This is a genomic window from Larkinella bovis, from assembly GCF_042655385.1.
Taxonomy (GTDB): Bacteria; Bacteroidota; Bacteroidia; order Cytophagales; family Spirosomataceae; genus Larkinella; species Larkinella bovis.
This window is the reverse complement of sequence record NZ_JBHSMA010000001.1, coordinates 629,864-651,948: the sequence shown is the minus strand read 5'-3', so window position 1 is coordinate 651,948 and position 22,085 is coordinate 629,864. Positions and strand designations below refer to the sequence as shown.

Here is a 22,085-nt window from a genome sequence, read left to right as displayed (position 1 = left end):
AGGGAAACATCAACAACCACTACCATGCGTAATTTCACTCAATACCTCTATTCCCTGGCAATCGCGCTTTTTTTGCTGGTCGGTATGACCAGTTGCGAATTGATTGGAGGCATCTTTAAAGCGGGTGCCTGGACGGGTGCCCTTCTGGTCATTGGCGTCATCGTTCTGGTCATATGGGGCTTTGCCCGGTTATTTGGCGGAGGAAAAAGCAGCTAACGTCTGTATGAAATCATAAAATAAAGAGCCGAATCCTGTGGGACACGGCTCTTTCATTGCTGGGCTTTCTCCTCTCAGGCGACCAGTTCCACCAGTTTATCGCGTTGCAGAACCGCTTTCATGCGCTCGCCCAACTCATCGGCGGCCGGGTAAAGCGGCAACCGGACGTTGGATGAAATCAGCCCCAGAATTTCCAGAATCTTTTTGATACCCACCGGGTTCCCTTCTTCGTACAGCAGCGGATCGATGCGCAGAAAATGGCCTAATTCTTTCTGAGCAAAGGCAAAATCTCCGCGCAAAGCCGCGTGAATCATGCCCGAAAACTTCGCCGGAAAGGCGTTGGCAATAACCGACATCACACCGACGCCCCCAATGCTGATGATCGGCACGCCCTGCACGTCGTCACCCGAAATCAGCAGAAAGTCCTCCGGTTTATCGCGGGCGATTTCCATGCATTGTTCGATGATGCAGGATGCTTCTTTCACCCCAATGATATTGGGGTGTTCCGCCAGCGTACAGATCGTTTCTGCACTCATATTGATTCCCGTCCGCGGGGGAATGTTGTAGAGAATAACCGGCACCGGACTAGCATCCGCAATCTGCCTAAAATGCTCAATTACACCCCGTTTGCCCGGTTTGTTATAATACGGACAAACCGACAGAATGGCATCAATGCCCTCAAAATCCGTATCGTTGATCGTGGCCAGAACCTCCGGCGTAACGTTTCCGCCAATGCCGTAGACAATCGGTAATTTCTTCGGGTTATTTTCCTTCAAATACTGTAGCAGCTGTTTCTTTTCCGATTTGGTCACCGTGGGCGATTCGCCCGTTGTACCCTGAAGCACAATGTAATCGACACCACCGTCGCTAATGTGCTGAATGACACGACCAAACCCATCAAAATCAACGGTCAGGTCGTCGTTGAACGGGGTTACAATGGCGACCCCAACGCCGTGGAAACGAGCATTCATCTACTTATTTTCTGGATTAGAAGGAATATGCAAATCGAAAAGTGGACCAAAGGTACGGTTTTTCTACCGATCTAAACACTAACCATCGCCAGAAACTCGTCTTCACTGATCCTGTTAACGCCCATCTTCTGCGCTTTTTCCACCTTCGACGGGCCGGGGTTTTCGCCCACGATCAGATAATTCAGTTTTTTGGAAACGCCACTCAATAGTTTTCCACCGTGGGCCTCGATCTCGCTTTCGAGTTCTTCGCGCGAAAAATGGGAAAACGTTCCCGTATACAGAAACGTTTTCCCGACCAGCGATTCGCCTTTTTTCTCCACCGTCACCCGGTCGCTTTCCATCTGCAAACCGGCCAGCCGTAAGCGTTCGACAAACACCTGATTTTCGGAATCGGCAAACCAGGCCGCCACACTGTGGGCGATCCGCTCCCCCACCTCCGGAACGCTGAGCAGGGCCTCGGGCGTTGCCGTTTGAAGGGCCGTCATGCTGCCGAAATAATCCGCCAGTTTTTCGGCGGTCGTGTTGCCCACATACCGGATTCCGATCGCAAACAGCACACTCGCAAACGGTTGCGCTTTCGACCGTTCGATGGCGTTCAGAATATTTTCGACGGATTTTTCCCGCAAACTGACCACCCGTGTTTTGCCGGTTTCGGGGTCCGTATACGTTTTCTCGAGGCCCAGCAACATCTCATACGTCAGGTCGTACAAATCCGCCGGACTGCGCACCAGTCCCCGCTCAATCAGCAGTTCGATTTTCCCCTCCCCCAGGCTTTCGATGTTCATCGCCCGCCGTTGGATGAAATGCTCAAACCGGGCCTGTTGCTGGGGCGGGCACTCCTTTTCGTTCGGGCAGTAAAAATGGGCTTCTCCCTCCTTCCGCACCAACGGCGTCTGGCAGGCCGGGCAAACCGTCGGATACACGATCGGCTGGCTGGCTTCCGTCCGCTGCGCCAAATCGACGCCGGTTATTTTCGGGATAATTTCCCCGCCCTTTTCCACAAAAACCGTATCGTTCAGCATTACACCGAGCCGCTGAATCTCGTTGGAATTGTGCAGCGAAGCCCGACGAACCACGGTTCCGGCGAGCAAAACCGGTTTCAGGTTGGCAACCGGCGTCACGGCGCCCGTCCGTCCGACCTGGTAGGAAACACTGTTCAGAATCGTGCTGGCGGCCAACGCCTTGTATTTAAAGGCAATCGCCCAGCGGGGGCTTTTGGCCGTAAACCCAAGTTCGCGCTGCTGATCATACCGATTCACTTTAATAACGATGCCGTCGGTCGCCAGCGGCAAACCATACCGCCTGGATTCCCATTCGTTGATGAAATCAAAGACCTCCTGCATGGTGCTGCATTTCCGCCAGGTGGGTGACACGTTCAGCCCCCATTTTTTCATGGCCAGCAAACTCTCTTCGTGGGTCTGAAACGGTTCCGGTTCGGAAAGAAACGAGTAAACGTAACAGTCCAGCCGGCGTTTGGCCACCGCAGCCGAGTCCTGCTGTTTGAACGTACCGGACGCGGCATTGCGCGGATTCGCCAACAACGTTTCGCCGATATCCTCCCGCTCCCGGTTGATTCGTTCAAATTCGGCCAGCGGCAGAAATCCCTCGCCCCGCACTTCAAACAAAGAGGGCAGACCGGAGGCCTGAATTTTCAGGGGTAATGTCCGGATTGTCCGGACGTTGGGCGTAATATCATCCCCCCGTACTCCGTCACCCCGGGTTACCCCGCGCGTCAGAATGCCGTTTTCGTAGGTCAGGCTGAGGGCCACTCCATCAAATTTCAGTTCGCAGATATACTCGTAGGTGGCCCCGTTCAATCCTTTCTGAACCCGGTTATCAAACTCGGTCAACTCGGCTTCGGAGTAGGTATTGCCCAGCGACAACATCGGAAACCGGTGGTAAACCGTCGCAAACTCCTTGCTGATGGTCCCGCCCACCCGGTGAGTCGGGGAGTCCGGGCGGCTGAATTCGGGGTATTGCTGTTCGAGCAAACTGAGCTCTTCCAGAAGTTTATCGAACGTAAAATCATCAACCTCCGAAACACTATTCTGATAGTATTGAAAGTTATAATAATGGAGCCGGTCAGTCAGCTCGGCAATTCGTTCCTGCGGATTCATTCTATTTTAAACGGACCTTGGACCGGGATTAGCGATTAGAAAAAAAAACAAATTCGATTGCAATCATAAATAAATTCCTGCACTGAGTTGGTCACGAGTTCAAAAATGTTCCGACAAAAGAATTAATTTTGGTGTCACCTTAATCGATTTGGATACATAATTTCAATTGAACATACGTTCGCATGACCCCACCTTTGATTGCTCCTTCCATCTTAGCTGCCGATTTTGCCAACCTTCAGCGTGACATCGAACTGATCAACCGCAGCGAGGCTGACTGGATTCACGTGGACGTCATGGACGGTGTTTTTGTGCCCAATATTTCCTTCGGAATCCCGGTCTGCGAAGCCGTTAATAAACACGCCCTCAAGCCGTTGGATGTGCATTTGATGATTGTTCAACCGGAACGTTACATCGATGCCTTTGCCAGGGCCGGAGCCGCCCACCCCGATCGCCCGGGCACCATCCTGGTTCACTACGAAGCCTGTACGCACCTGCACCGGACGCTGACACAGATCCGGGAAACCGGCTGCCGGACGGGGGTGGCGCTAAATCCGCATACGCCGGTCGAGCTTCTGGCCGACAGTCTGGACGAAATTGATCAGGTTTTATTGATGTCGGTTAACCCCGGCTTTGGTGGACAATCCTTTATTCCGCATACCTTGCAGAAAATTCGGAAGCTGCGCCATCTCCTGGCCAGTGCGGGAAAAACCGCCCTGATCGAAATCGATGGTGGGGTTGGAACCGAGAATATTGCCGAATTAGTAGAAGCCGGAGCCGATGTGCTGGTGGCCGGCAGCTCGGTTTTTCGGGCCAGTGATCCGACGGAAGCCATTCATACGTTGAAATTTTTCAACCAGACAGCTCCGCAGAATGTTCGGCTGGCCTAAACTGAAGATTATCCATTATTTCGAGTTGACCAATTTGGCATGCATACGAAGTTAACGTGTAACCTCCTGGCAGGAAGTCTGTTGTTTTTTTCGGTCCTTTCCTGCAAGCAATCGCCTTCAACAGGTAATGATCCAAGCTATTCCAACGATTCAACCGTTGCTCAGGCCCGGCTTCCGACGGTCGATTGGGCCAAAAATGCCACGATTTACGAGATCAATGTGCGTCAATTCTCGGCGGAAGGAACCTTCAAAGCCGTTGAACAACAATTACCCCGGCTAAAAGAACTGGGGGCCGACATCCTCTGGTTCATGCCGATTCATCCGATCAGTAAAGAAAATCAGCAGGGATCAGCCGGGAACCCGTATGCCGTGGAAGATTACAAAGCGGTCAATCCGGAATACGGCACGCTGGCCGACTTCAAGGCGCTCGTGAAACAGGCCCACGACCTGGGGTTACACGTGATCATCGACTGGGTGCCGAATCATACGGGCCGGAATCACACCTGGGCGCAGCTCCACCCCGACTGGTACACCAAAATCAACGGAAAATTTACGGCTCCGATCGATCACGAAGGCAAAGTAACCGATCGTCCGGATGTGGTAGACCTGAATTACCAGAATCCGGAATTGCGCGCGGCCATGATCGACGCCATGCAGTTCTGGGTGCGCGAGTGTGACATTGACGGCTACCGGTGTGAAGTAGCCGGTTTTGTGCCGGATGATTTCTGGGCCGAGGTCCGACCGAAGCTCGACAGCATCAAAACCGTGTTCATGCTGGCCGAGTGGGAAGACAAAGCCGAGCATTTCAAAGATTGCTTCAACATGAATTACGGCTGGAGCATGCACCAGCTTATGAAACTGATTGCCAAAGGCAAACGCCCGGCCAACGCCATTGATTCGCTGCTGGCGCACAATCAGCAGCGGTTTCCGCCCTGGTATTATCAAATGCAGTTTGTGCAGAACCACGACGAAAATGCCTGGAACGGAACCGGTACGGAACTGTTTGGAAACGGGGCCGATGCGTTCACCGTTTTAGCCTTTACGTTCGACGGCATGCCGCTGGTTTATAACGGCATGGAATCCAACCTCAACAAACGGCTGAAATTCTACGAGAAAGATCCGATTTACTGGGGAAACTACGCGAAAACCGACTTTTATAAAACACTGCTCACCCTCAAACACCGCAACCGCGCCCTCTGGAATGGCAAGGCGGGTGGGCCGCTCATTAAAATACCGACGGAAAAAGACGACAAAGTGTATGCCTTTTACCGTCAGCAGGAAAATGACCGGGTGGTGGTGATCATCAACCTGAGTCCAACCCCGCAGACGATCCGGTTGAATGGCGACGGTTTTGAAGGCGTCTACATGGAAGTGTTCAGCCGGGAGTCCAGTGAGTTGCGCAACTCGCTCACCTTTGCCCTAAAACCCTGGGAATATAAGGTGTATACGAATTAAAATGATGCATCCGAACGGGTAAACGATCCCTTCGTTTTCGTTTTCTTTGTAACTTATCCCCACGCGGGCCGAACCGCCAGCGATCATCGTTGATCATCCATCATTCAAATAAAGCCTTGTTGGCATGAACCGGAGGTTATTCGTTGCGTTTGGATTTCTTCTGTTGAGTAATCAGTCGGTTTGGGGACAGTCTGTCCTGTGGGCCAGCGCGGTGGTCGGTTTTTCGTCGGAAGGACGCGGGGAAGCTTATTCCCAGCAATATCGCGCCAATCAGATTCTGGGAAAACCCAACCGGATGCCCCAGGTTGGTGACAATCCCTGCGCCTGGTCACCACTTTATCCCGATGGCCCCAACGAGGAATGGATTACGGTCCGGTTTTCCGAAACGATCCCGATTCGCCAGATTGCAATTTTTCAGAGTGGAAACCCCGGTGCAATTACCCAGGTGTTAATCGTCGACGGGTCGGGTCGGGAAATTCCGGTTTTTTCGACAGCCAAAACCGCAGCATCGGTTTCTACGTCCGAAACATCGCCCCCGTTGCTGCATATTTTCCCGACCGAAACCGCCCTGTCCACCAATACCGTCAAAGTCATTTTAAGTCCGGGGAAAGTGAAAGGCCCCAACCAGATCGATGCCATCGGCATTTCGGGCGATAGCCAGCCGATCACGACTTCTATCAATGTTTATAAAGACATTCCCAAAGACCTCGTCAAGGAGAACATTGGCGCAAGGGTCAACTCAAGGGGGCAGGAAGTGGCGCCCGTGATCTCGCCCGATGGCAAAACCCTTTATTTTACCCGCGGGCAACACGAACGAAACATGGGCGATCCGCGCAATCAGGATGTCTGGTATTCCACGCTGCAACCCAATGGCGAATGGGGCAATGCCGTCAACATCGGTCCGCCCATCAACACCCCCGCCGACAATGCCATCAGCGGCATGTCGCCGGATGGTCGAACCCTTTACCTGATTAACGTTTACAAACCGGACGGAAGCGTAACCTACGGTTTATCCAAATCGACCCTCGGTAAAAATGGCTGGTCATTCCCGACGGAAGTGGTCATCAACAACAACCACAACCTGCACAAAAACGCCTATACCGAATACGCCATCGTACCGGACGGAAAAACGATCATTCTGTCGGTTCAGCGCCGAAACTCCATTGGCGACAAAGATCTGTACGTATCCTTCCTGCAACCCAACCAGACCTGGAGCGAGCCCGTCAGCCTGGGTCCGGTGATCAACACGGCGGAATACGAAGGCGCTCCCTTCATCGCTTCCGACTCCCGGACGCTTTACTTCACCTCGGCGGGTCATCCCGAATACGGCAATGGGGATATTTTCGTGAGTCGTCGGCTCGATGATACCTGGACCAACTGGTCGGAACCGGAGAATCTCGGCCCTACCATCAACACCCCGGAATGGGACGGTTATTTTACGATTCCGGCGACGGGGGATTACGCCTACTTCAGTTCGATTCAGAACTCGATGGGGGGCGAAGACATTTTCCGGCTTAAATTGTATCCGGCCATCAAACCCGATCCCGTAGCCATCGTCTCCGGGCAGGTTATCGACGCAACGACCCGAAAACCGGTGGCCGCCGAAGTCATATCGGCACTCGCTCCGGACAACAAAGAACACAGCCACATCAACTACGATCCCGACACGGGTGATTTCAAGCTGTTGCTCCCCACCGAAAAAAGTTACAACCTGACGGCCAAACGGGAAGGTTATTTCCCCACCACCGAATTGCTGGACCTCAGCAAAGACAAGCGTTTTCGGGAAATTCGTAAAAATCTGGTCCTGAATCCGATCAAAACCGGGCAGCGGGTGGTCCTGCACGACGTCCTGTTTGAACAGAGCAAAGCCGTGTTGCTGGCGGGCTCCAGCGCCGAGCTGGACCGGGTGGCGTCCATGCTGAACGCCTACCCCACAATGGTGATTCAGGTAGATGGACATACTGATAACCAGGGCGTTTGGGATCTTAACATGAAACTCTCGCAGGACCGGGTGCGGGTTGTAAAGGAATACCTGCTGGAAAAAGGCATCGCGGATAACCGGATTCAAACCAAAGCCTGGGGGCCCAGCAAACCCATTGCCAGCAACGAGACGGAAGAAAAGCGACGGCTTAACCGAAGAGTAGAATTTACCATCCTGAAAATGTAAAGTTCCTTTTTCGGTTTAGTTTTGTGCGCAGAAAACGCAATTCCACCAGTTAATGTCCTTATCGTCCCACCGTCGAACGTACCTTTTTATCCTTGCCGGAATCATGCTTCTGGCTTTTTTCCTGCGCGTTTACCGCCTGGACGCGTACGGTATCTGGTTCGATGAAAAATCCACCCTGCTGGTCAGTCAGGGAGTTGTGCTGGAAGGCGCCAACCAGAAAGATGTTTTCGATAAAGCCACTACCTCCTATTTCACCCCCCAGGAATTCTGGAAACCCAAAACGATCAACGATTTTATTGAAGCCAATATCCGGGGGGATATCGGAAACAGCCCGTCCTATTACGGTTTATTATGGATCTGGCTCAAGGTTTTTGGGCTGAGTGATTTTTCGATGCGTTTTTTTTCCGTCATTTTCGGCATCCTCACCCTGCCACTCCTCTACCGTTTCGTCACCCGGCACTTCAAACTGGAAGCCGATCAGGCTTCCCGCCTGGCCCTGATAACCTGTTTTCTGGCGGCCGTTGAACCGTATTTTGTAGCGCAAAGCCACATTGCCCGGAACTACACGATGACGTTCTTTTTGACGTTACTGGCAACGCATGTTTTTCTGCTCCTGCTGGAAAAGGAAGCTCCGAACAACCGGAAAGCCCCCTACCGCTCCTTCGCGCTCTACGGCCTGCTGGTTGCCCTATCCCTTCTTTCTCACTACCTGGCGGTGACGGTTTTTCTGGGACACGGCCTATTCGCCTTAATCTATGTCCGCAAGTTTGGAACCTGGTACCGGCTGGCCCTGACGGCCGTTCTGGCCCTTGGCCTGGTGTCCCTATGGTTTATTTACGGGGGAGGAGCCTACACGTTTTTCAGCCTCGACAACCAGGCCAAACTGTACCGCAGCATTGCGTTGACCAATCCGGTCAACAACGGCTTTGGCCTGATTTTGCCCGCGACGGTTGCCAACGTTTTCTGGCGCTCCTTACCGGTTTTCAGCGATCTGGTTATTTTTACCAACGGATTGGCTGCTGCGGTAGTCGGTTATCGAAACTTCACCCTCGCCCTGTTGCTGGGGTTGGTGGCAGCGGGGCTGCTGATGCGATACCGCAGGCAACGCCAGACACCGGCCTGGGTTAAATTCGCTTTCCCGGCGGTCTTAGCCATCGGTTTACCCTTCTACAGTATTAATCCCGCGCAGCATCTGGTGCTCTCAGCGGCCGTCCCGTTCTTCTGCCTGATGATCGCGGCCATGCGGGAAGATGTTTCTGCGAAAAACCGCCCGCTGCTGGTTTTTCTGGTGATTCTTGCCCTTGTTCCTACCCTCTTTTTATTGGTGATGGCGTTCCGCTCGGGCCATACCTACGGCATTACGCAACGCTATTCGGGTTTTTCGTTTCCCTACGTATTTATTCTGGTTGCCCTGATGCTGATGAAAATCACATCGCTGCGGTTTTGGTTTAGTCTGCCCCTGGCGCTGGTGCTGGGTGTGCAGGCGGTTTTACTGACCCTGTTACTGCAACGTATTTTCAACGATTCGGAACCCAAGTATTCCTCGTCGCCGTTAGCCCGTAAACCCAATCCGTTCTGGGAGTCGGCCCAGAAAATCAAGGCGATGTACGCCGAAGGCGATACGGTTCTGTATCCCTCCCTGCGCCGGCATGAATACACGGAAATCGATAAAATTGGCCGAAACTTTTCCGTCATCGACGCGCAACTGGTGAATGTTTATTTACCCAAAGACGCCACGTATTACCAGCGCATCGATCCCAACGAACCGGATAAGATTGTACTGATCAAAGGCAGGACAGGCCAGAAAATCACTATCTTTGACCTCGAAGGTATGAAATACCGGTATTAAAATGACATCAACAGTATCAAACACCGATAGTAAGACCCTCAGCGGCCAGTTGCGGCTGAAGCTCCTGGAATTGTACAATATGGCCCATGCCGGTCATATTGGCTGTTCGCTGAGTTGCCTCGACCTGATGATTGCCACCCTTATTCTGCGCAAACAACCGGCCGATACGTTCCTCCTGTCGAAAGGCCACGCGGCCGCTGCGTTGTATGTCAGTCTCAATCACCTAGGTGAGATTTCGGACGAGCAATTGCAGACATTCTACAAAAACGGAACGACCCTACCCGCCCACCCGGCCCCTAACAAACATGCAGGCATTCCCTTTGCCACCGGATCGTTGGGCCACGGTTTTCCCATTGCCGCCGGAATTGCCCACGCCAATAAATTGCAGGGCAATCAGCATGCCGTGTATGTGCTGATGTCCGACGGAGAGACCAACGAAGGAACAACCTGGGAAGCCGCCCATTATGCGCTGCAGCACGGGCTCGACAACCTGACGGTGCTGATCGACAAAAACGGGTTGCAGGGTTTCGGCCCGACCGCCGACGTTTTTGGCGATACCGCCGATGTTGCCAAGTGGAAAGCCATTGGTTTTGATGTCTTTGAAGCCGACGGGCACGACGTGGACGCGCTCCTGGCCACCCTGGACCTGACCCGTTTACGCGCCAACGGCAAACCCAATGTGATCATTGCGCATACCGTCAAAGGCAAAGGCGTTTCGTACATGGAAAACCGGCTCGAATGGCATTACCTGCCGATGACCGCCGACCTGTACGATCAGGCCCGAACCGACATTCACGACCGGTATTTTAGCTCGTAGCCCTTCCGATCGCCCCGCAGGCCGATGCGGTTTTCGACAACCGGATGGGTGTAGCCAAACCGTACCGGTCTGAATCCGATTCATACTATTCAACCACGAATGTCCAGCCAGATCCTACCCTATCGGGATAAAATCCTACAACTTAAAGGCCCCATTTTCGTTTTCGGAGCCAGCGGCTTCATCGGCGCCAATTTATTCGATCAGATTTTTCAGCTCCGGAAAGATTGCTACGCGTTAACGCACGATGCCACCAAAGCCTGGCGGTTAAAGCTGCTGAACGTGCCCGCCGAAAATATCGTCCACTGCGATATTCTGTCGCATAAGTCCGTTCAGGAAATTTTTGAGCGGTATAAGCCCCAAACCATTTTCAACCTGGCGGCTTACGGGGCCTATAGCAAACAGAAAAATGTCAACCTGACCTACGAAACAAACGTCAACGGTACGGTAAACATCCTCGAAAACTGTACGCCGGAAACCGTTTATATTCACGCGGGCAGTAGTTCGGAATACGGTTTTAACTGCGCGGCCCCGAAAGAGACCGACCGCGTCGAACCCAACAGCCATTATGCGGTTTCGAAGGTTTCGGCGGCCTACATGCTGGAATATTACGCCCGGGTCAACGGCCTCAAAACCCTGAACCTGAGGCTTTATTCGATTTATGGCGGCTGGGAAGAACCCGATCGGCTGATTCCGCGCCTGGTGGAAGAAGCCCGGCAGAAAAACCTGCCCCCGCTGGTTTCGCCCGACATCAGCCGCGACTTCGTCTACATCGACGACTGCGTGGAGGCCTTCGTGCAGGCCGCTTTGCAAGTCGATAAATCCATCAGTGGCCGTTCGTATAACATTGCCACCGGACAAAAAACCACCATGCGGGAGCTGGTGGAAGCGACCCGTACCGTGTTTGGCATTTCGGCCGAACCGGTCTGGGGCAGCATGGGGAACCGGAAATGGGACCTCAGCGACTGGTACGGCGATCCGGCAGCGGCCCATACGGACCTCCACTGGAAAGCCCGCACCCCCCTGGCCGAGGGCCTGCGGAAAACCGCCGACTGGCAGCAGCAGCAGGCGTATGCCGATCGTGTCCTCCCGGCCTTTGCCAATCCGACCCTCAATCCGGTCATTACGGCGATTGTCGCGTGTTATAAAGACGCGCAGGCCATTCCGTTCATGTACGAACGACTGGTCAAGACCTTCAATGAAATGAAGGTTCGGTACGAAATCATTTTCGTAAACGACAACTCACCCGATAATCAGGAGGAGGTCATCGACGGAATCTGCGCCAAAGACCCCAACGTGATTGGCATCACCCACTCCCGGAATTTCGGCTCGCAATCGGCCTTTCTGAGCGGCATGGAAATTTCGTCGGGCGATGCGGTGGTGCTGATGGATGGCGATTTGCAGGATCCGCCCGAAATCATTCCGAAGTTTTACGAGAAATGGCAACAGGGCTTTGACGTGACGTACGGGGTGCGGGTTCAGCGCGAGATGCCGGCACACGTTCATTTCTTTTACAAGACCTTCTACCGGTTGTTCAAGAAAATGTCGTACATCAACATTCCGGTGGATGCGGGTGATTTTTCGATGATCGACCAAAAAGTGGTGCGCGAACTCGTCGCCCTGCCCGAAACCGAGCAGTTCTTGCGCGGCCTGCGGGCCTGGGTCGGTTTCAAACAGACCGGCGTGGATTACGTACGACCGGAACGCATGTTCGGCGTTTCGACCAACAACTGGACCAAGAATATCTGGTGGGCCAAAAAGGCGATCTTTTCCTTCAGTTTTGCGCCCCTCGAACTGATGTCGTATGCCGGTTTCCTCTTAACGGGCTTATCGCTCCTGGGGATTCTCTGGCAGATATTAGCCAAATTTGTATTTTTCCCGAATACACCGGCGGGTTTATCGACGGTCATCATTCTGGTCATGCTGTTCGGTGGTATCAATCTGCTGGGCGTTTCGTTCCTGGGAGAATACATCAGCAAGATTTTCGAAGAAACCAAGAAGCGACCGAAGTTCATCCGGACGAAAGTCCGCAAAGGAGAACAATTGTACAAAACCGCGTCCGAAATCCGGGCGCTGGTGGAAGCACGAAAGACAAAATAAGGTTCGAAGTTATTTCGCAGAGTTTAACGGAGTTCTTTGGAGGTAAGCGGAGCCTCTGCTAAACTCCATAAATTTCGCTTAACTCCGCGAAACAGCTCCTTAACATACCAAAATTCATGCGGAAAGAATTTTCAGCGGCCATTGAGCGGATTGTCACGCACGATGAGCAAATCATCTTCATCACCGGCGATCTGGGCTATAACGCCCTCGAAGGCGTCGCAGCAGCCATGGGGCCGCGTTTTATCAATGCCGGGGTAGCCGAGCAGAACATGGTCGGGGTGGCCGCCGGGATGGCTTACAAAGGGTATAAGGTGTTCTGTTACAGCATTGCTCCCTTTGCGGTTTATCGTTGTCTGGAACAATTCCGCAACGATGTATGCCTGCATAATCTGCCGGTTTTTATGGTCGGCAACGGCGGTGGTTACGGATACGGCATTATGGGATCAACGCACCACGCCATCGAAGACCTGGCCTGCCTGAGCGGTTTACAGAACGTGAAAACCTGGATTCCGGCCTTCGCCGACGAAATTGACCCGATCGTCGATGCCATTGTGGCTGAAGGTCGTCCGGCTTACCTGCGCCTGGGCGCGGGGCCGAAAACCCCGGAGGGCAGCGAAGTAACCGGCTCGTTCAAGAAAATTGTCAGCAGCGAAAACCCCAAAGGAACCGTTGTTGCGCTCGGTCCGGTGGCCGCGAACGTCTTGAAAGCCCTGCAAACCGCCGACACGCCCGGCAATCCGTTTGACGTATACACCGCGTTGAACCTGCCCCTGGATTTACCGGCCGAATTAGGAAAACAATGGTCAGAAAATCAAAACCTGCTCATTGTGGAAGAACACGTTAGTATTGGAGGGCTGGCGCAGCAACTTTCCGTTAAATTGCTCGAAAATGGCCTCCATTTTCGCCAGTTTGTCAGCCTGTCGGCCCAGGGATACCCCGATGGGTTGTACGGTGATCAGAGCTACCATCAGCAGCAGTCCGGCCTGGATGCCCTGAGCATTCAGGCTAAACTAGCGGCCTTTTTATAAAAACCGGGTGGTCGAGCGCGGTATGGAGCGGAGCATACCGACTTACACCCCGGCCATTGATCCAGCGTCGTATGGACTCGAACATGCAAACCATCGTACAGAAAGAGAGCCCGGAGCCGCCATCCTTCCCCCTGGCGCGGTTTTGGGGAGGGCTGCTGTGGCTGTTGCCCATGCTGGTGTATGGCTGGTTTTTCGACCAGTACGCCATCAACATTCCCAAATACGATGATCATGCGCTCCGGGTCTTTTTGGTCAATCTGGAAAAAGCCGGTTCGCTCCACGATAAAATTTACGAATTATTCCGGCAGCATAACGAACACCGCATCGTTCTCGATCGCTTTTTCAGCTGGCTCGATTTCCGCCTGACGGGTAAACTCAACTACGTCCACCTGATGGTGCTCGGCAATCTGAGTCTGGTGCTGTTATTCCTGGTTTTTCTCCGGGCGTTGCGCAAAGCCGGTGCCGCCGTCTGGATGGCCCTCCCGGTTTCCCTGTTGCTGTTTAATCTTTCGCAGTGGGAAAATATGCTGTGGGGCATGGCGGCCCTCCAAAACTTTACGGTAATGGCGCTCGCCATTGCCACCTTCTACGAGCTGGCGTTCAAAAACCGGGTTGGCTGGCTGGCGATTTTACTGCCTGTCCTGGCCACCATCACCAGCGGCAATGGGTTGTTAATCTGGCCGGTGGGGCTTTTGATGCTGTTTTTCCGGCAGGATTATGCCGGGGTGCTTCGGTGGCTGGCGGCTTTGGCCATTACATTTCGCCTGTATTTTCTGGGGTATGAAAAACCGGCGGGTAACCCGGTCGATCAGGGCTCCGTTCTGGATCAGCTGCACGGCTGGATCTTATTTAACGGCGCGGCCGGCGAGGCCCTTCCCCTTGCCAACGGCCTGATTTCCAGCCTGCTCATTGGCCTGGTCGTCATCGGACTGACGGCCACCATCGCCCTGCCCGCGCTTTGGCGTTTTTTTCGGGGCCACAAGCTGACCGACTGGCAGCTGTTTTTTTGGGGTGGGGCGGTTTTCATTGCCGGAACCGGGCTGGTCGTTGCGATAAACCGGGTCGGCTTCGGGTTGGAAACACTCATTACCAGTCGGTATAAAATTTACTCGCTGACCCTGCTGGCGTTCGTGATTAGCTACTGGATTGCCACTAGCCCGCCCCACAGGCGGTGGCGGGCGGCACTGGCGGGGACGGTTTTCAGTTTTTTCATCTGCTTTTTTTCGTACGGAACCTACCTGGATCGGGTGTATTACCTGCGCCAGTTCCTGACAACGTACCAATTTAACTATACCTACACCCAGCCCCGACCGGTTTCCACGATCGATCCCGAAACCCGGCGAATGATCGATACGGCCCCGGCTTTTTACGATTCCCATTTACCGGCGCTGTTCGAACGTTCCAAAACCGCATCGGCCCTGCGCCTTGATACGTTATACAAAAGCAACGATGTATACACCATCCGGGTCGATTCATTTCCCGTTTTGGGTCTTCGGGAGGAAGGGGCCTATGTGATTGCGCGTTCTCCGCACCGCGTTTACCTGTTTTCAACCCAGCAATCGCTGTCGGGAAGTCGGCGCCGGTGGCTGCAACTCCGCCAGACGTTCCGCCCCGGATTTACGGCTCACATTCCGGAAACCGACCTGGACCGCGGCACCTACGACCTACAGATTCTAGCCGTTGGGCCGAACAGCCAATGGCGCTTTTTCAATACGGATCGGCAAATCACCTCATCCGGCAAGCCATCCGTTCAGATCCAAAAAAACTGGTAGCATGCCGATCTTTCGAAGAACAATCACCCTTGTTTTACTGCTCATACCCGTTGTTTTCGTTGGCCTGGTCGTCTTAAAATATGCCATTGATTTGCCGTATTGGGATGATTATATCGTACAGAATCATTTAATTTCGTTGAAGAGTGATACCGGTATTTTTCGAAAAGTCGGCCGGCTTTTCGATCAGCACTGGGAGCACCGGATTGTCTGGACCCGCATCGTTTTTTTTCTGTTTTACAAACTGAACGGTGAACTCAACTATTACGGCCTGACCTTAATCGGAGTGAGTGGCTTGTTTTTGCTGCTGGGGCTCCTCTTCGCGGTTTTTAGGAAAAGTGCCCTTCCCCTGCATTATTTTTTGCCGGTTCCGTTCTGGTTAATCACGCTGCAATCGCACGAAAACCTGATCTGGGCGATGGCTTCCATCCAGAATTTTTACATCCTGCTGTTTGCCCTGGGGGCGTTTTACCTGCTGGCCTACCCGTCGCGACAGGCCTATGCGTTGGCGCTGGTGCTGGCGGCAATGGCCTGTTTCACCAGCGGAAACGGCTTTCTGGTCTTTTTAATCGGAACGTTCCTGCTGGTTTGGCAAAAGTTGTTCCGCCGGGCTCTGGGCTGGCTCGTCGTTGGGCTGGGCTGTTTGCTGGCCTTCTTCCTGACCTATAACCGGGTCACGTTCTTTCCCTCGCCCTACTTATACGGTTTCGGGGAATGGTTCAAGGCGTTTTTTGTTTTCGTGGGGGCTTTTGTCGATACGTATCCCTATACAAAACCCCTGTCCATCGGGTACGAAAACCCGGTCTGGTTAACGATTCTGGTCGGCGCGGGGGTCGTTGGCTTTGCCGTCTGGCACCTGGTGGTTTTGTTGCTGCAAAATTTTCCTTTCTCCCGGCGGCCCCAGTTTTCCCCCATCTGGTTCTGGCCGGTTTTTTTTGCGGGCAGTCTGCTTTTTTTGCTGGCAACCGATGCCATGACGGTGTATTCCCGGGTCGGTTTTGGGGGAGCGGGTTATTTGCTTCAGGGCCGTTACAAGGTGTATTCCGGCTTATTCTTCAGTATTACTTACCTGTATGCACTCCGGCTCTATTCGGGAAAAAAGGCGTTGCGGTATAGCTGGCTGGTACTTTTTCTGACGGCCGCCCCCCTTAGTCTGTATGCCGATTATCAATGCCTGGAAGGAATTATTAACCAACGTCGGAAAACCGTTGCCGCCTATTTAACCTGGCGACTGCAAACCCCGGAAAAAGACCGAAACCATTTCGAATCGGTCTACCATCCGACGCCGTTTCTGGACAGTTACATCCGGGTTCTGACCACGCCCCCCGGCGATACGGCGGTTCGCTTCGATTCCCTGACCGAAGAACCGTTTTTCCTGAACGTCATCAAAACCGACGCCATTAACCCCTCCCTACAACGTCCGGAAGAGGGTTCTTATATTGTGCTGGTGGGGGCCGATAGTAATTACGTTTACGCAGCCCGCCCCCTGCGGCCCTATTCGCTGCCGGATTCAGGAGCAAAATCCGGCAAAAACGACTATTTTAGTTCTGCGTTTCAGGCGCAGGTTTCCAAAGAATTGACCCGGTCGGGTACCTACCGGCTGGGCGTATTGGTCAATCGAAACGATTCACTCCGGTTTCAAATGAGTCCGGTGGTATTTCAGCATACAACACCCTATTAACAACGATGCACAAGGCGCCATGAGAAACTAAAGACAACCCACTACTAACCAACCATTTGTAACTCATTCTTATTTCGATACTGACCCATGTCCGTCCTGACTTCTACGACCGAAACCGTTCACAAAGACAAACAATACCTCGTTCAGCTGGATGGGCTGCGGTTTATTGCGGTAACGCTGGTCATGATTGATCACTGGCTGGGGGAACAGAACCAGCTTCCGCTGGGCTATTTTGGGGTCAATCTCTTTTTTGTCTTAAGCGGTTTTCTGATCACTCGGATTCTGATCCAGAGTAAACAGGCCGATGATCGGCTCCAGCGCTCACACGGGCATTCACTGCGGCAGTTTTACATCCGGCGGAGTATCCGGATTTTTCCCATTTATTACCTCACCCTGGTCGTACTGGCGATTGTCGGGTTTCAGGCGGCCCGGGAAAATCTGGTCTGGTTTCTGACCTATACGCAAAATTTCTGGATCATCATTCACCAGACCTGGTTCGGCGCTCTCGATCACCTCTGGTCGCTGGCGGTGGAAGAGCAGTACTATATCTTTTTCCCTTTTCTGGTCCTTTTCATCCCCCTGCGTCACCTGCCCCGGCTCCTGATCGGCCTTATTGGGATTGCCTTCCTGCTTCGGATCTACCTTTTCGCCACCCAGGCCCCCTGGATGGTGCAGTTTGTCTTCATGCCAACGTGTCTGGATGCGTTTGGGTTCGGCGGGGTGCTGGCCTATCTGCTGGTTTTTCGGCGGGATCAATTCGCCAGGATCGTTGGCAACACCGGTTTTCTGCTGGCCGGACTGGCGCTGTACGCGCTGAATATTTACCTGATGTCAACCACAACGCCCGCGCGCAATGTCTTCACGGATGTGTTCGACCGGTTTTTTACGTCCCTGTTCTGCTTTTTTATCATTGGAAAAAGCGTCATCGGCTTTGGTGGTCCCCTGAAGTTTATCCTTGAAAATCCGATCAGCAATTACCTCGGCCGGGTCAGTTACGGATTGTACTTATTTCATAACATCGTTTTCAACTATTACCACACCCCACCGGATTTCATCACGGTGCGTGCGTGGAACCGAATCCTGCGCGAGCTGCCTTTTCTGGTTACCAGCGGAGCCGAGACAACGGTAAAATTCCTGTTTTTTTACGTATTGACGGTAGTTGTTGCCACCGTTTCGTGGTTCGTCATCGAAAAACCGATCAATCAGTTGAAGGACCGGTTTGCCTATTGATGCGCGGCCATCCTTCCCGTAGGATAAATGTAATTCCCGGATTGTATAAAACATAGTTTCTATTTATCTATCTTTGTCACAAAATGTTTTTATAAAACCGGCAATTCGACGCATCCACAGCATTCTGATCACGTTGCCATTTATCCATCTGCTACCAGCTAATGAGTCTACTCTTATCCATTGTAATGCCGGCCTACAACGAGGAGGAATGTATCCATGAGGTTGTAGAAAATTGGGTTGATCTGTTAACCCGCCAGTTCCCCACCGAAAATACCCGACTGATTGTGATCAACGACGGTTCAAAAGACCGCACGGGAGCCATTCTGGATTCGCTTAAACCCAACTATCCCAACAAGCTGGAAGTGGTTCATACCCCAAACGGTGGACACGGCAATGCCGTCGTCCGCGGATACCGCCATGCCGTGGAACTGGGGTCGGAATACGTTTTCCAGACCGATAGCGATGATCAGTTTATTACCGATGATTTTGCCAAATTATGGGCCAAACGCCACGAGTCGCACTTTATCCTGGGATACCGCCAGATCCGGTTCGACGCGCCCGCCCGGCTGGTCATCACCCGGATTTTGAAATACAGCCTTTTTTTGATTTACGGTACTTATATCAAGGATAGTAATATTCCGTTCCGGCTGATCAATGGGGCCTACCTGAAAAAGCTGCTGGAGCAATTACCGAATCCCGCGCCGTTTGCTCCCAATATCTTTCTGGCCGTGATGGCCCGCAAAGCCGGTCAGAAAACGTTTGACATCCCGATTGTTCATAAAGAGCGGCAAACCGGCACCGTCTCCATTCTGAAATGGAAACTGCTGAAAGTCTGCCTCCAGAGTTTCCAGGAACTGGCCGCGTTCCGGATGGAACTGGGCTCAAAAGTGAAGGCCCTCAGGGCCTTCGATGTGAAACAGCCCGTGAAAATGTAAGAAACCGGCCGTTAACCAAGCGTACGATGACGCAGATTGGACCGATCTTTCCAGATTTTATCTGCGAAAATCCGTCCGGTTTGCGTCATCGGCATTTTATTTTTACGGATATTACGGCTTCGATTTCAAGTACATGACCAAAAAGCAACTCTGGATTGGCATCGGTATTTTAGCGTTGGTTCTCGGCGGTTTTTTTGCGTACCGCTGGTGGAAAGCGCCCGCCCGCTCGGCCTGGATGTTGATTCCCTCGGATGCGTTGCTGGTCCTGGAAAGTTCGTCGCTGCAGGATACGGTGTCGAAACAGGCGCAGCTGAACGAAATGACCCTGCGAACGACGCCCATCTTTCAGGAAGCCGTCCGGAGTCTTGAAAAATTGGTCTGGGCACCCCTCGATACGGCCAGTGCGCTCCAGTTTCTGAACGAGAAACCGGTTTGGTACTCACTGCACCCCACTTCCAAGGAGCGGATTGACTTTATTTTTTACATTCCCATTAGCTCGCTTCAGGATCAGCCCTTCATCAACCGGATTCTGAACCCGAATGCCGACCGCTTTCGCGTCCTGAGTCATCCGTACGAAGACACCCGGATTCACGAATTGCTTACGGTGCGCAACGAATCGCTGGGATCTTTTCTGGTGCTGGACGATTATCTGGTGGGCAGTTCGTCGACCATCCTGATGGAAAGCGTGGTTCGGCGCATGAACCAGCCTTTTTCGGAAACACCCCTGCAACGCGCCGACGTTTCGCTCGTCCGTCCGGGAACGCTGGCCGGTATCTACGTTCGCAGCTCGGTCCTTTCGGCCATTTTATCGCCGAATGAAGCCACTACAGACTATCAGTCCAAATACATTAAAGCTCTGTTGCCGACCGAGTTACTGACCCGGTTTCGGCAATCCCCCACGCGTTCCCACCTGATCGGCCTATCGACCGACGACATCGGGTCCAAAGGCGCCCTTGCGAATCTGTTTGACCGGCAAACGCCCTTTCGGATCAATTGTGGCAACCTGATTCCCGACCAGACAACGACGCTTTTTCATTTCAGCCTCAGCGACGGCCCCCGGTTCGGGAAGGCACTCACCGCGTTCATCAACTCCGAGGAGGAGGAGGATACGCGCGAAGGTCGTCGAAAACTGCGGCCCTTGCTTCAGAACCACGAAAACGGCATTTACAAATACCTCGGAAACGAGCTGGCGCTGCTCCGGCTGGATGCGCCCTCGGCCGACCGCCGGCTGGTGCTGCTTATTCACTCGCCGAACATCGAGCGGTTGTGGGACCGGTATCAACTGGCGGCTTTGCTGGCGTCGGGTACCGATCGTTTGTCCACTTCCAAGCCGTTTCTGAAATACCGCATTTCGGCCCTTCAGGCCCCCAATCTACCCGCTTTTTTGTTTGGTGGTTTGTTTCGCGGTTTTGAACAGAACTGGATTACCCAGGTCGGGGATTATCTGGTGGTTGCCAATGGACAGGGCGTCTTACAGGAATACCTGCAAGCCATTGACCAACGGACGGTCTGGTCTGAATCGTTCCGGCAGCGCGACTTGTTGAATCAGACCTTACGGCCGGCCAATTTTACGGCCTATACCCGGTTTTCACGCGCGGGCGAATCCCTCACGGCCAACTGGCCCCAGGCGTGGCAATACCTGCTCAACCACGGCGAAACCGCCCTCGATAATGTCGAAAACCTGATCTACCAGAGCACCTACGGTCGCGAACGGATTTATTCGTCCCTGATCCTGGGCCATACGACCCGTCGCGCCAGCGAAGCCGTCCTGAATCGGACCTTTCTCCAGCGAAAAATTGCGCTCAATGCGCCCCTGGTCAGCCAGCCGATGGTACTCGGGGACTTTGTGGGTAGTTCCGGCGTTATCTGGGCCGTCGACAATACCCGCCAATTTCTCCTGATTACCCCGGAAGGTGAAAAACATTCGTTAGGCACCGTCAGTGGCCCGGTCCTGAGCCCGCTGGTGCCGGTAGATTTCCTCAGTAATGGCCGGTTGCAGTATGCCTTCACGACCAGCCAGACCCTTTACATTGCCGATCCGGTGAACGGCCTGGCCAAACTGCAGTCGATTCCGCTCCCGGAAGGGGTTGACCCCGGAACCCTGGTGGCTCCCCGCCGGGACCAAAACCGGAACCCCGTTCTGTTGGTTCTGCACCGCAATGGCAGTGTCTTCGGTTATGACCGGGCTCAGAAGAAATTTGTGCGCCAGTTTGCGGTCAATTTTCCGGAGGGGTCGGGCGTTTCCGCCTTTCACGCGCCGGTTCGTAACCAGTCCCTAAGCGTTTTATCGGTACAAAAAGAGGGAAAGGTGTTTCTCTGGAACGAAAACGGCGGTTTTTCACCCGGTTTTCCGCTTGATCTGAAAACCGAACTGACGGGTCCGGCCTGGCTGGAAGCCACCAACCCTGCCACCCTTACGACCCTTACGAAGCAAGGCGAGCTGTTGCACATTGGGGCAGACGGCCAGCTTGTTGACCGGAACCAATTGTATCGCCCCATCCGTCGCGGGTCGTTCCGCTTATTACCCGAAGCCAATCAGAATGGGTATTTACTGTTGCGAACAACTGATACGGAAGCCGCCATTCTGGATCGGAAGGGCAATCCGTTATTCGAAGTGCGGGGGTTACGACCCGGACAGACCCTGATTCGTTACCATGTTTTAGGGGCTGGCGTGAATCTGATTAGTGTCAAATCCGGTAATTTTACCACCCTGTACAATCTGGCCGGCAAACCGGTGGGTGACCGACCGATTCCCGGCAGTTATCCGGTTGGCTTACAATTTTCGCCCACCCGGAATAAATTGTTTATCTACAGTTCCGACAACAAAGCCGTCCAGATCTGGTCGGTCAAGCTGCGTTAATTGAAT

General features: G+C 53.3%; 15 protein-coding genes. 13 read left to right on the top strand and 2 right to left on the bottom strand.

Annotated elements, in window-relative coordinates; genetic code table 11:
- Positions 1 to 24 precede the first annotated feature (24 nt).
- Positions 25 to 216 carry a hypothetical protein gene (locus ACFPMF_RS02765; RefSeq protein WP_379840903.1) on the top strand — a complete coding sequence of 64 codons (192 nt, stop codon included), beginning with the start codon at positions 25 to 27 and terminating at the stop codon, positions 214 to 216.
- A 74-nt stretch (positions 217 to 290) separates the two neighbouring features.
- On the opposite strand, the gene dapA is transcribed toward ACFPMF_RS02765, so the two are convergent.
- The gene (dapA, locus tag ACFPMF_RS02760) at positions 291 to 1,187 is read right to left on the bottom strand and encodes a 4-hydroxy-tetrahydrodipicolinate synthase (protein WP_379840902.1); all 897 of its coding nucleotides are present in this window, start codon (positions 1,185 to 1,187) and stop codon (positions 291 to 293) included.
- A 71-nt stretch (positions 1,188 to 1,258) separates the two neighbouring features.
- On the bottom strand, positions 1,259 to 3,304 hold the full coding sequence (ligA, locus tag ACFPMF_RS02755; RefSeq protein WP_379840901.1) for an NAD-dependent DNA ligase LigA: 2,046 nt from the start codon (positions 3,302 to 3,304) through the stop codon (positions 1,259 to 1,261).
- 182 nt (positions 3,305 to 3,486) lie between these two features.
- Here ligA and rpe point away from each other — a divergent pair, with 182 nt between their 5' ends.
- From rpe to ACFPMF_RS02695, 12 genes are all read left to right on the top strand, one after another.
- Positions 3,487 to 4,191 (top strand): ribulose-phosphate 3-epimerase, encoded by a 705-nt coding sequence (gene rpe, locus ACFPMF_RS02750; RefSeq protein ID WP_379840900.1) that lies wholly within the window; start codon positions 3,487 to 3,489, stop codon positions 4,189 to 4,191.
- A gap of 39 nt (positions 4,192 to 4,230) precedes the next feature.
- Positions 4,231 to 5,646, top strand: coding sequence for an alpha-amylase family glycosyl hydrolase (locus ACFPMF_RS02745; RefSeq protein ID WP_379840899.1), 1,416 nt, complete (start codon positions 4,231 to 4,233; stop codon positions 5,644 to 5,646).
- A 124-nt stretch (positions 5,647 to 5,770) separates the two neighbouring features.
- On the top strand, positions 5,771 to 7,813 hold the full coding sequence (locus ACFPMF_RS02740) for an OmpA family protein (RefSeq protein ID WP_379840898.1): 2,043 nt from the start codon (positions 5,771 to 5,773) through the stop codon (positions 7,811 to 7,813).
- A 52-nt stretch (positions 7,814 to 7,865) separates the two neighbouring features.
- On the top strand, positions 7,866 to 9,662 hold the full coding sequence (locus ACFPMF_RS02735; RefSeq protein ID WP_379840897.1) for a glycosyltransferase family 39 protein: 1,797 nt from the start codon (positions 7,866 to 7,868) through the stop codon (positions 9,660 to 9,662).
- Between the two features lies 1 nt (position 9,663).
- Complete coding sequence (locus ACFPMF_RS02730; RefSeq protein ID WP_379840896.1) at positions 9,664 to 10,479, top strand: transketolase; 816 nt, start codon at positions 9,664 to 9,666, stop codon at positions 10,477 to 10,479.
- A gap of 99 nt (positions 10,480 to 10,578) precedes the next feature.
- Positions 10,579 to 12,576: an NAD-dependent epimerase/dehydratase family protein gene (locus ACFPMF_RS02725; protein WP_379840895.1), complete on the top strand. Its 1,998-nt coding sequence runs from the start codon at positions 10,579 to 10,581 to the stop codon at positions 12,574 to 12,576.
- 116 nt (positions 12,577 to 12,692) lie between these two features.
- Positions 12,693 to 13,604: a transketolase family protein gene (locus ACFPMF_RS02720; RefSeq protein ID WP_379840894.1), complete on the top strand. Its 912-nt coding sequence runs from the start codon at positions 12,693 to 12,695 to the stop codon at positions 13,602 to 13,604.
- An 83-nt stretch (positions 13,605 to 13,687) separates the two neighbouring features.
- Positions 13,688 to 15,376 carry a hypothetical protein gene (locus ACFPMF_RS02715; RefSeq protein WP_379840893.1) on the top strand — a complete coding sequence of 563 codons (1,689 nt, stop codon included), beginning with the start codon at positions 13,688 to 13,690 and terminating at the stop codon, positions 15,374 to 15,376.
- Position 15,377: 1 nt separating this feature from the next.
- Positions 15,378 to 17,054 carry a hypothetical protein gene (locus tag ACFPMF_RS02710; RefSeq protein ID WP_379840892.1) on the top strand — a complete coding sequence of 559 codons (1,677 nt, stop codon included), beginning with the start codon at positions 15,378 to 15,380 and terminating at the stop codon, positions 17,052 to 17,054.
- Positions 17,055 to 17,141: 87 nt separating this feature from the next.
- Positions 17,142 to 18,284: an acyltransferase family protein gene (locus tag ACFPMF_RS02705; RefSeq protein WP_379840891.1), complete on the top strand. Its 1,143-nt coding sequence runs from the start codon at positions 17,142 to 17,144 to the stop codon at positions 18,282 to 18,284.
- A 161-nt stretch (positions 18,285 to 18,445) separates the two neighbouring features.
- On the top strand, positions 18,446 to 19,219 hold the full coding sequence (locus tag ACFPMF_RS02700) for a glycosyltransferase family 2 protein (RefSeq protein ID WP_379840890.1): 774 nt from the start codon (positions 18,446 to 18,448) through the stop codon (positions 19,217 to 19,219).
- A 133-nt stretch (positions 19,220 to 19,352) separates the two neighbouring features.
- Entirely contained in the window at positions 19,353 to 22,079 is a 2,727-nt protein-coding gene (locus ACFPMF_RS02695) for a hypothetical protein (RefSeq protein ID WP_379840889.1), read from the top strand.
- Positions 22,080 to 22,085 lie beyond the last annotated feature (6 nt).

Excerpts from the sequence above, each read along its gene's own strand:
- ACFPMF_RS02765 (WP_379840903.1), top strand. The coding sequence starts at position 25 with ATGCGTAATTTCACTCAATACCTCTATTCCCTGGCAATCGCGCTTTTT.
- ACFPMF_RS02720 (WP_379840894.1), top strand. The coding sequence starts at position 12,693 with ATGCGGAAAGAATTTTCAGCGGCCATTGAGCGGATTGTCACGCACGAT.
- ligA (WP_379840901.1), bottom strand. The coding sequence starts at position 3,304 with ATGAATCCGCAGGAACGAATTGCCGAGCTGACTGACCGGCTCCATTAT.
- dapA (WP_379840902.1), bottom strand. The coding sequence starts at position 1,187 with ATGAATGCTCGTTTCCACGGCGTTGGGGTCGCCATTGTAACCCCGTTC.
- ACFPMF_RS02715 (WP_379840893.1), top strand. The coding sequence starts at position 13,688 with ATGCAAACCATCGTACAGAAAGAGAGCCCGGAGCCGCCATCCTTCCCC.
- ACFPMF_RS02705 (WP_379840891.1), top strand. The coding sequence starts at position 17,142 with ATGTCCGTCCTGACTTCTACGACCGAAACCGTTCACAAAGACAAACAA.
- rpe (WP_379840900.1), top strand. The coding sequence starts at position 3,487 with ATGACCCCACCTTTGATTGCTCCTTCCATCTTAGCTGCCGATTTTGCC.
- ACFPMF_RS02735 (WP_379840897.1), top strand. The coding sequence starts at position 7,866 with ATGTCCTTATCGTCCCACCGTCGAACGTACCTTTTTATCCTTGCCGGA.
- ACFPMF_RS02710 (WP_379840892.1), top strand. The coding sequence starts at position 15,378 with ATGCCGATCTTTCGAAGAACAATCACCCTTGTTTTACTGCTCATACCC.
- ACFPMF_RS02745 (WP_379840899.1), top strand. The coding sequence starts at position 4,231 with ATGCATACGAAGTTAACGTGTAACCTCCTGGCAGGAAGTCTGTTGTTT.
- ACFPMF_RS02700 (WP_379840890.1), top strand. The coding sequence starts at position 18,446 with ATGAGTCTACTCTTATCCATTGTAATGCCGGCCTACAACGAGGAGGAA.
- ACFPMF_RS02740 (WP_379840898.1), top strand. The coding sequence starts at position 5,771 with ATGAACCGGAGGTTATTCGTTGCGTTTGGATTTCTTCTGTTGAGTAAT.
- ACFPMF_RS02730 (WP_379840896.1), top strand. The coding sequence starts at position 9,664 with ATGACATCAACAGTATCAAACACCGATAGTAAGACCCTCAGCGGCCAG.
- ACFPMF_RS02725 (WP_379840895.1), top strand. The coding sequence starts at position 10,579 with ATGTCCAGCCAGATCCTACCCTATCGGGATAAAATCCTACAACTTAAA.
- ACFPMF_RS02695 (WP_379840889.1), top strand. The coding sequence starts at position 19,353 with ATGACCAAAAAGCAACTCTGGATTGGCATCGGTATTTTAGCGTTGGTT.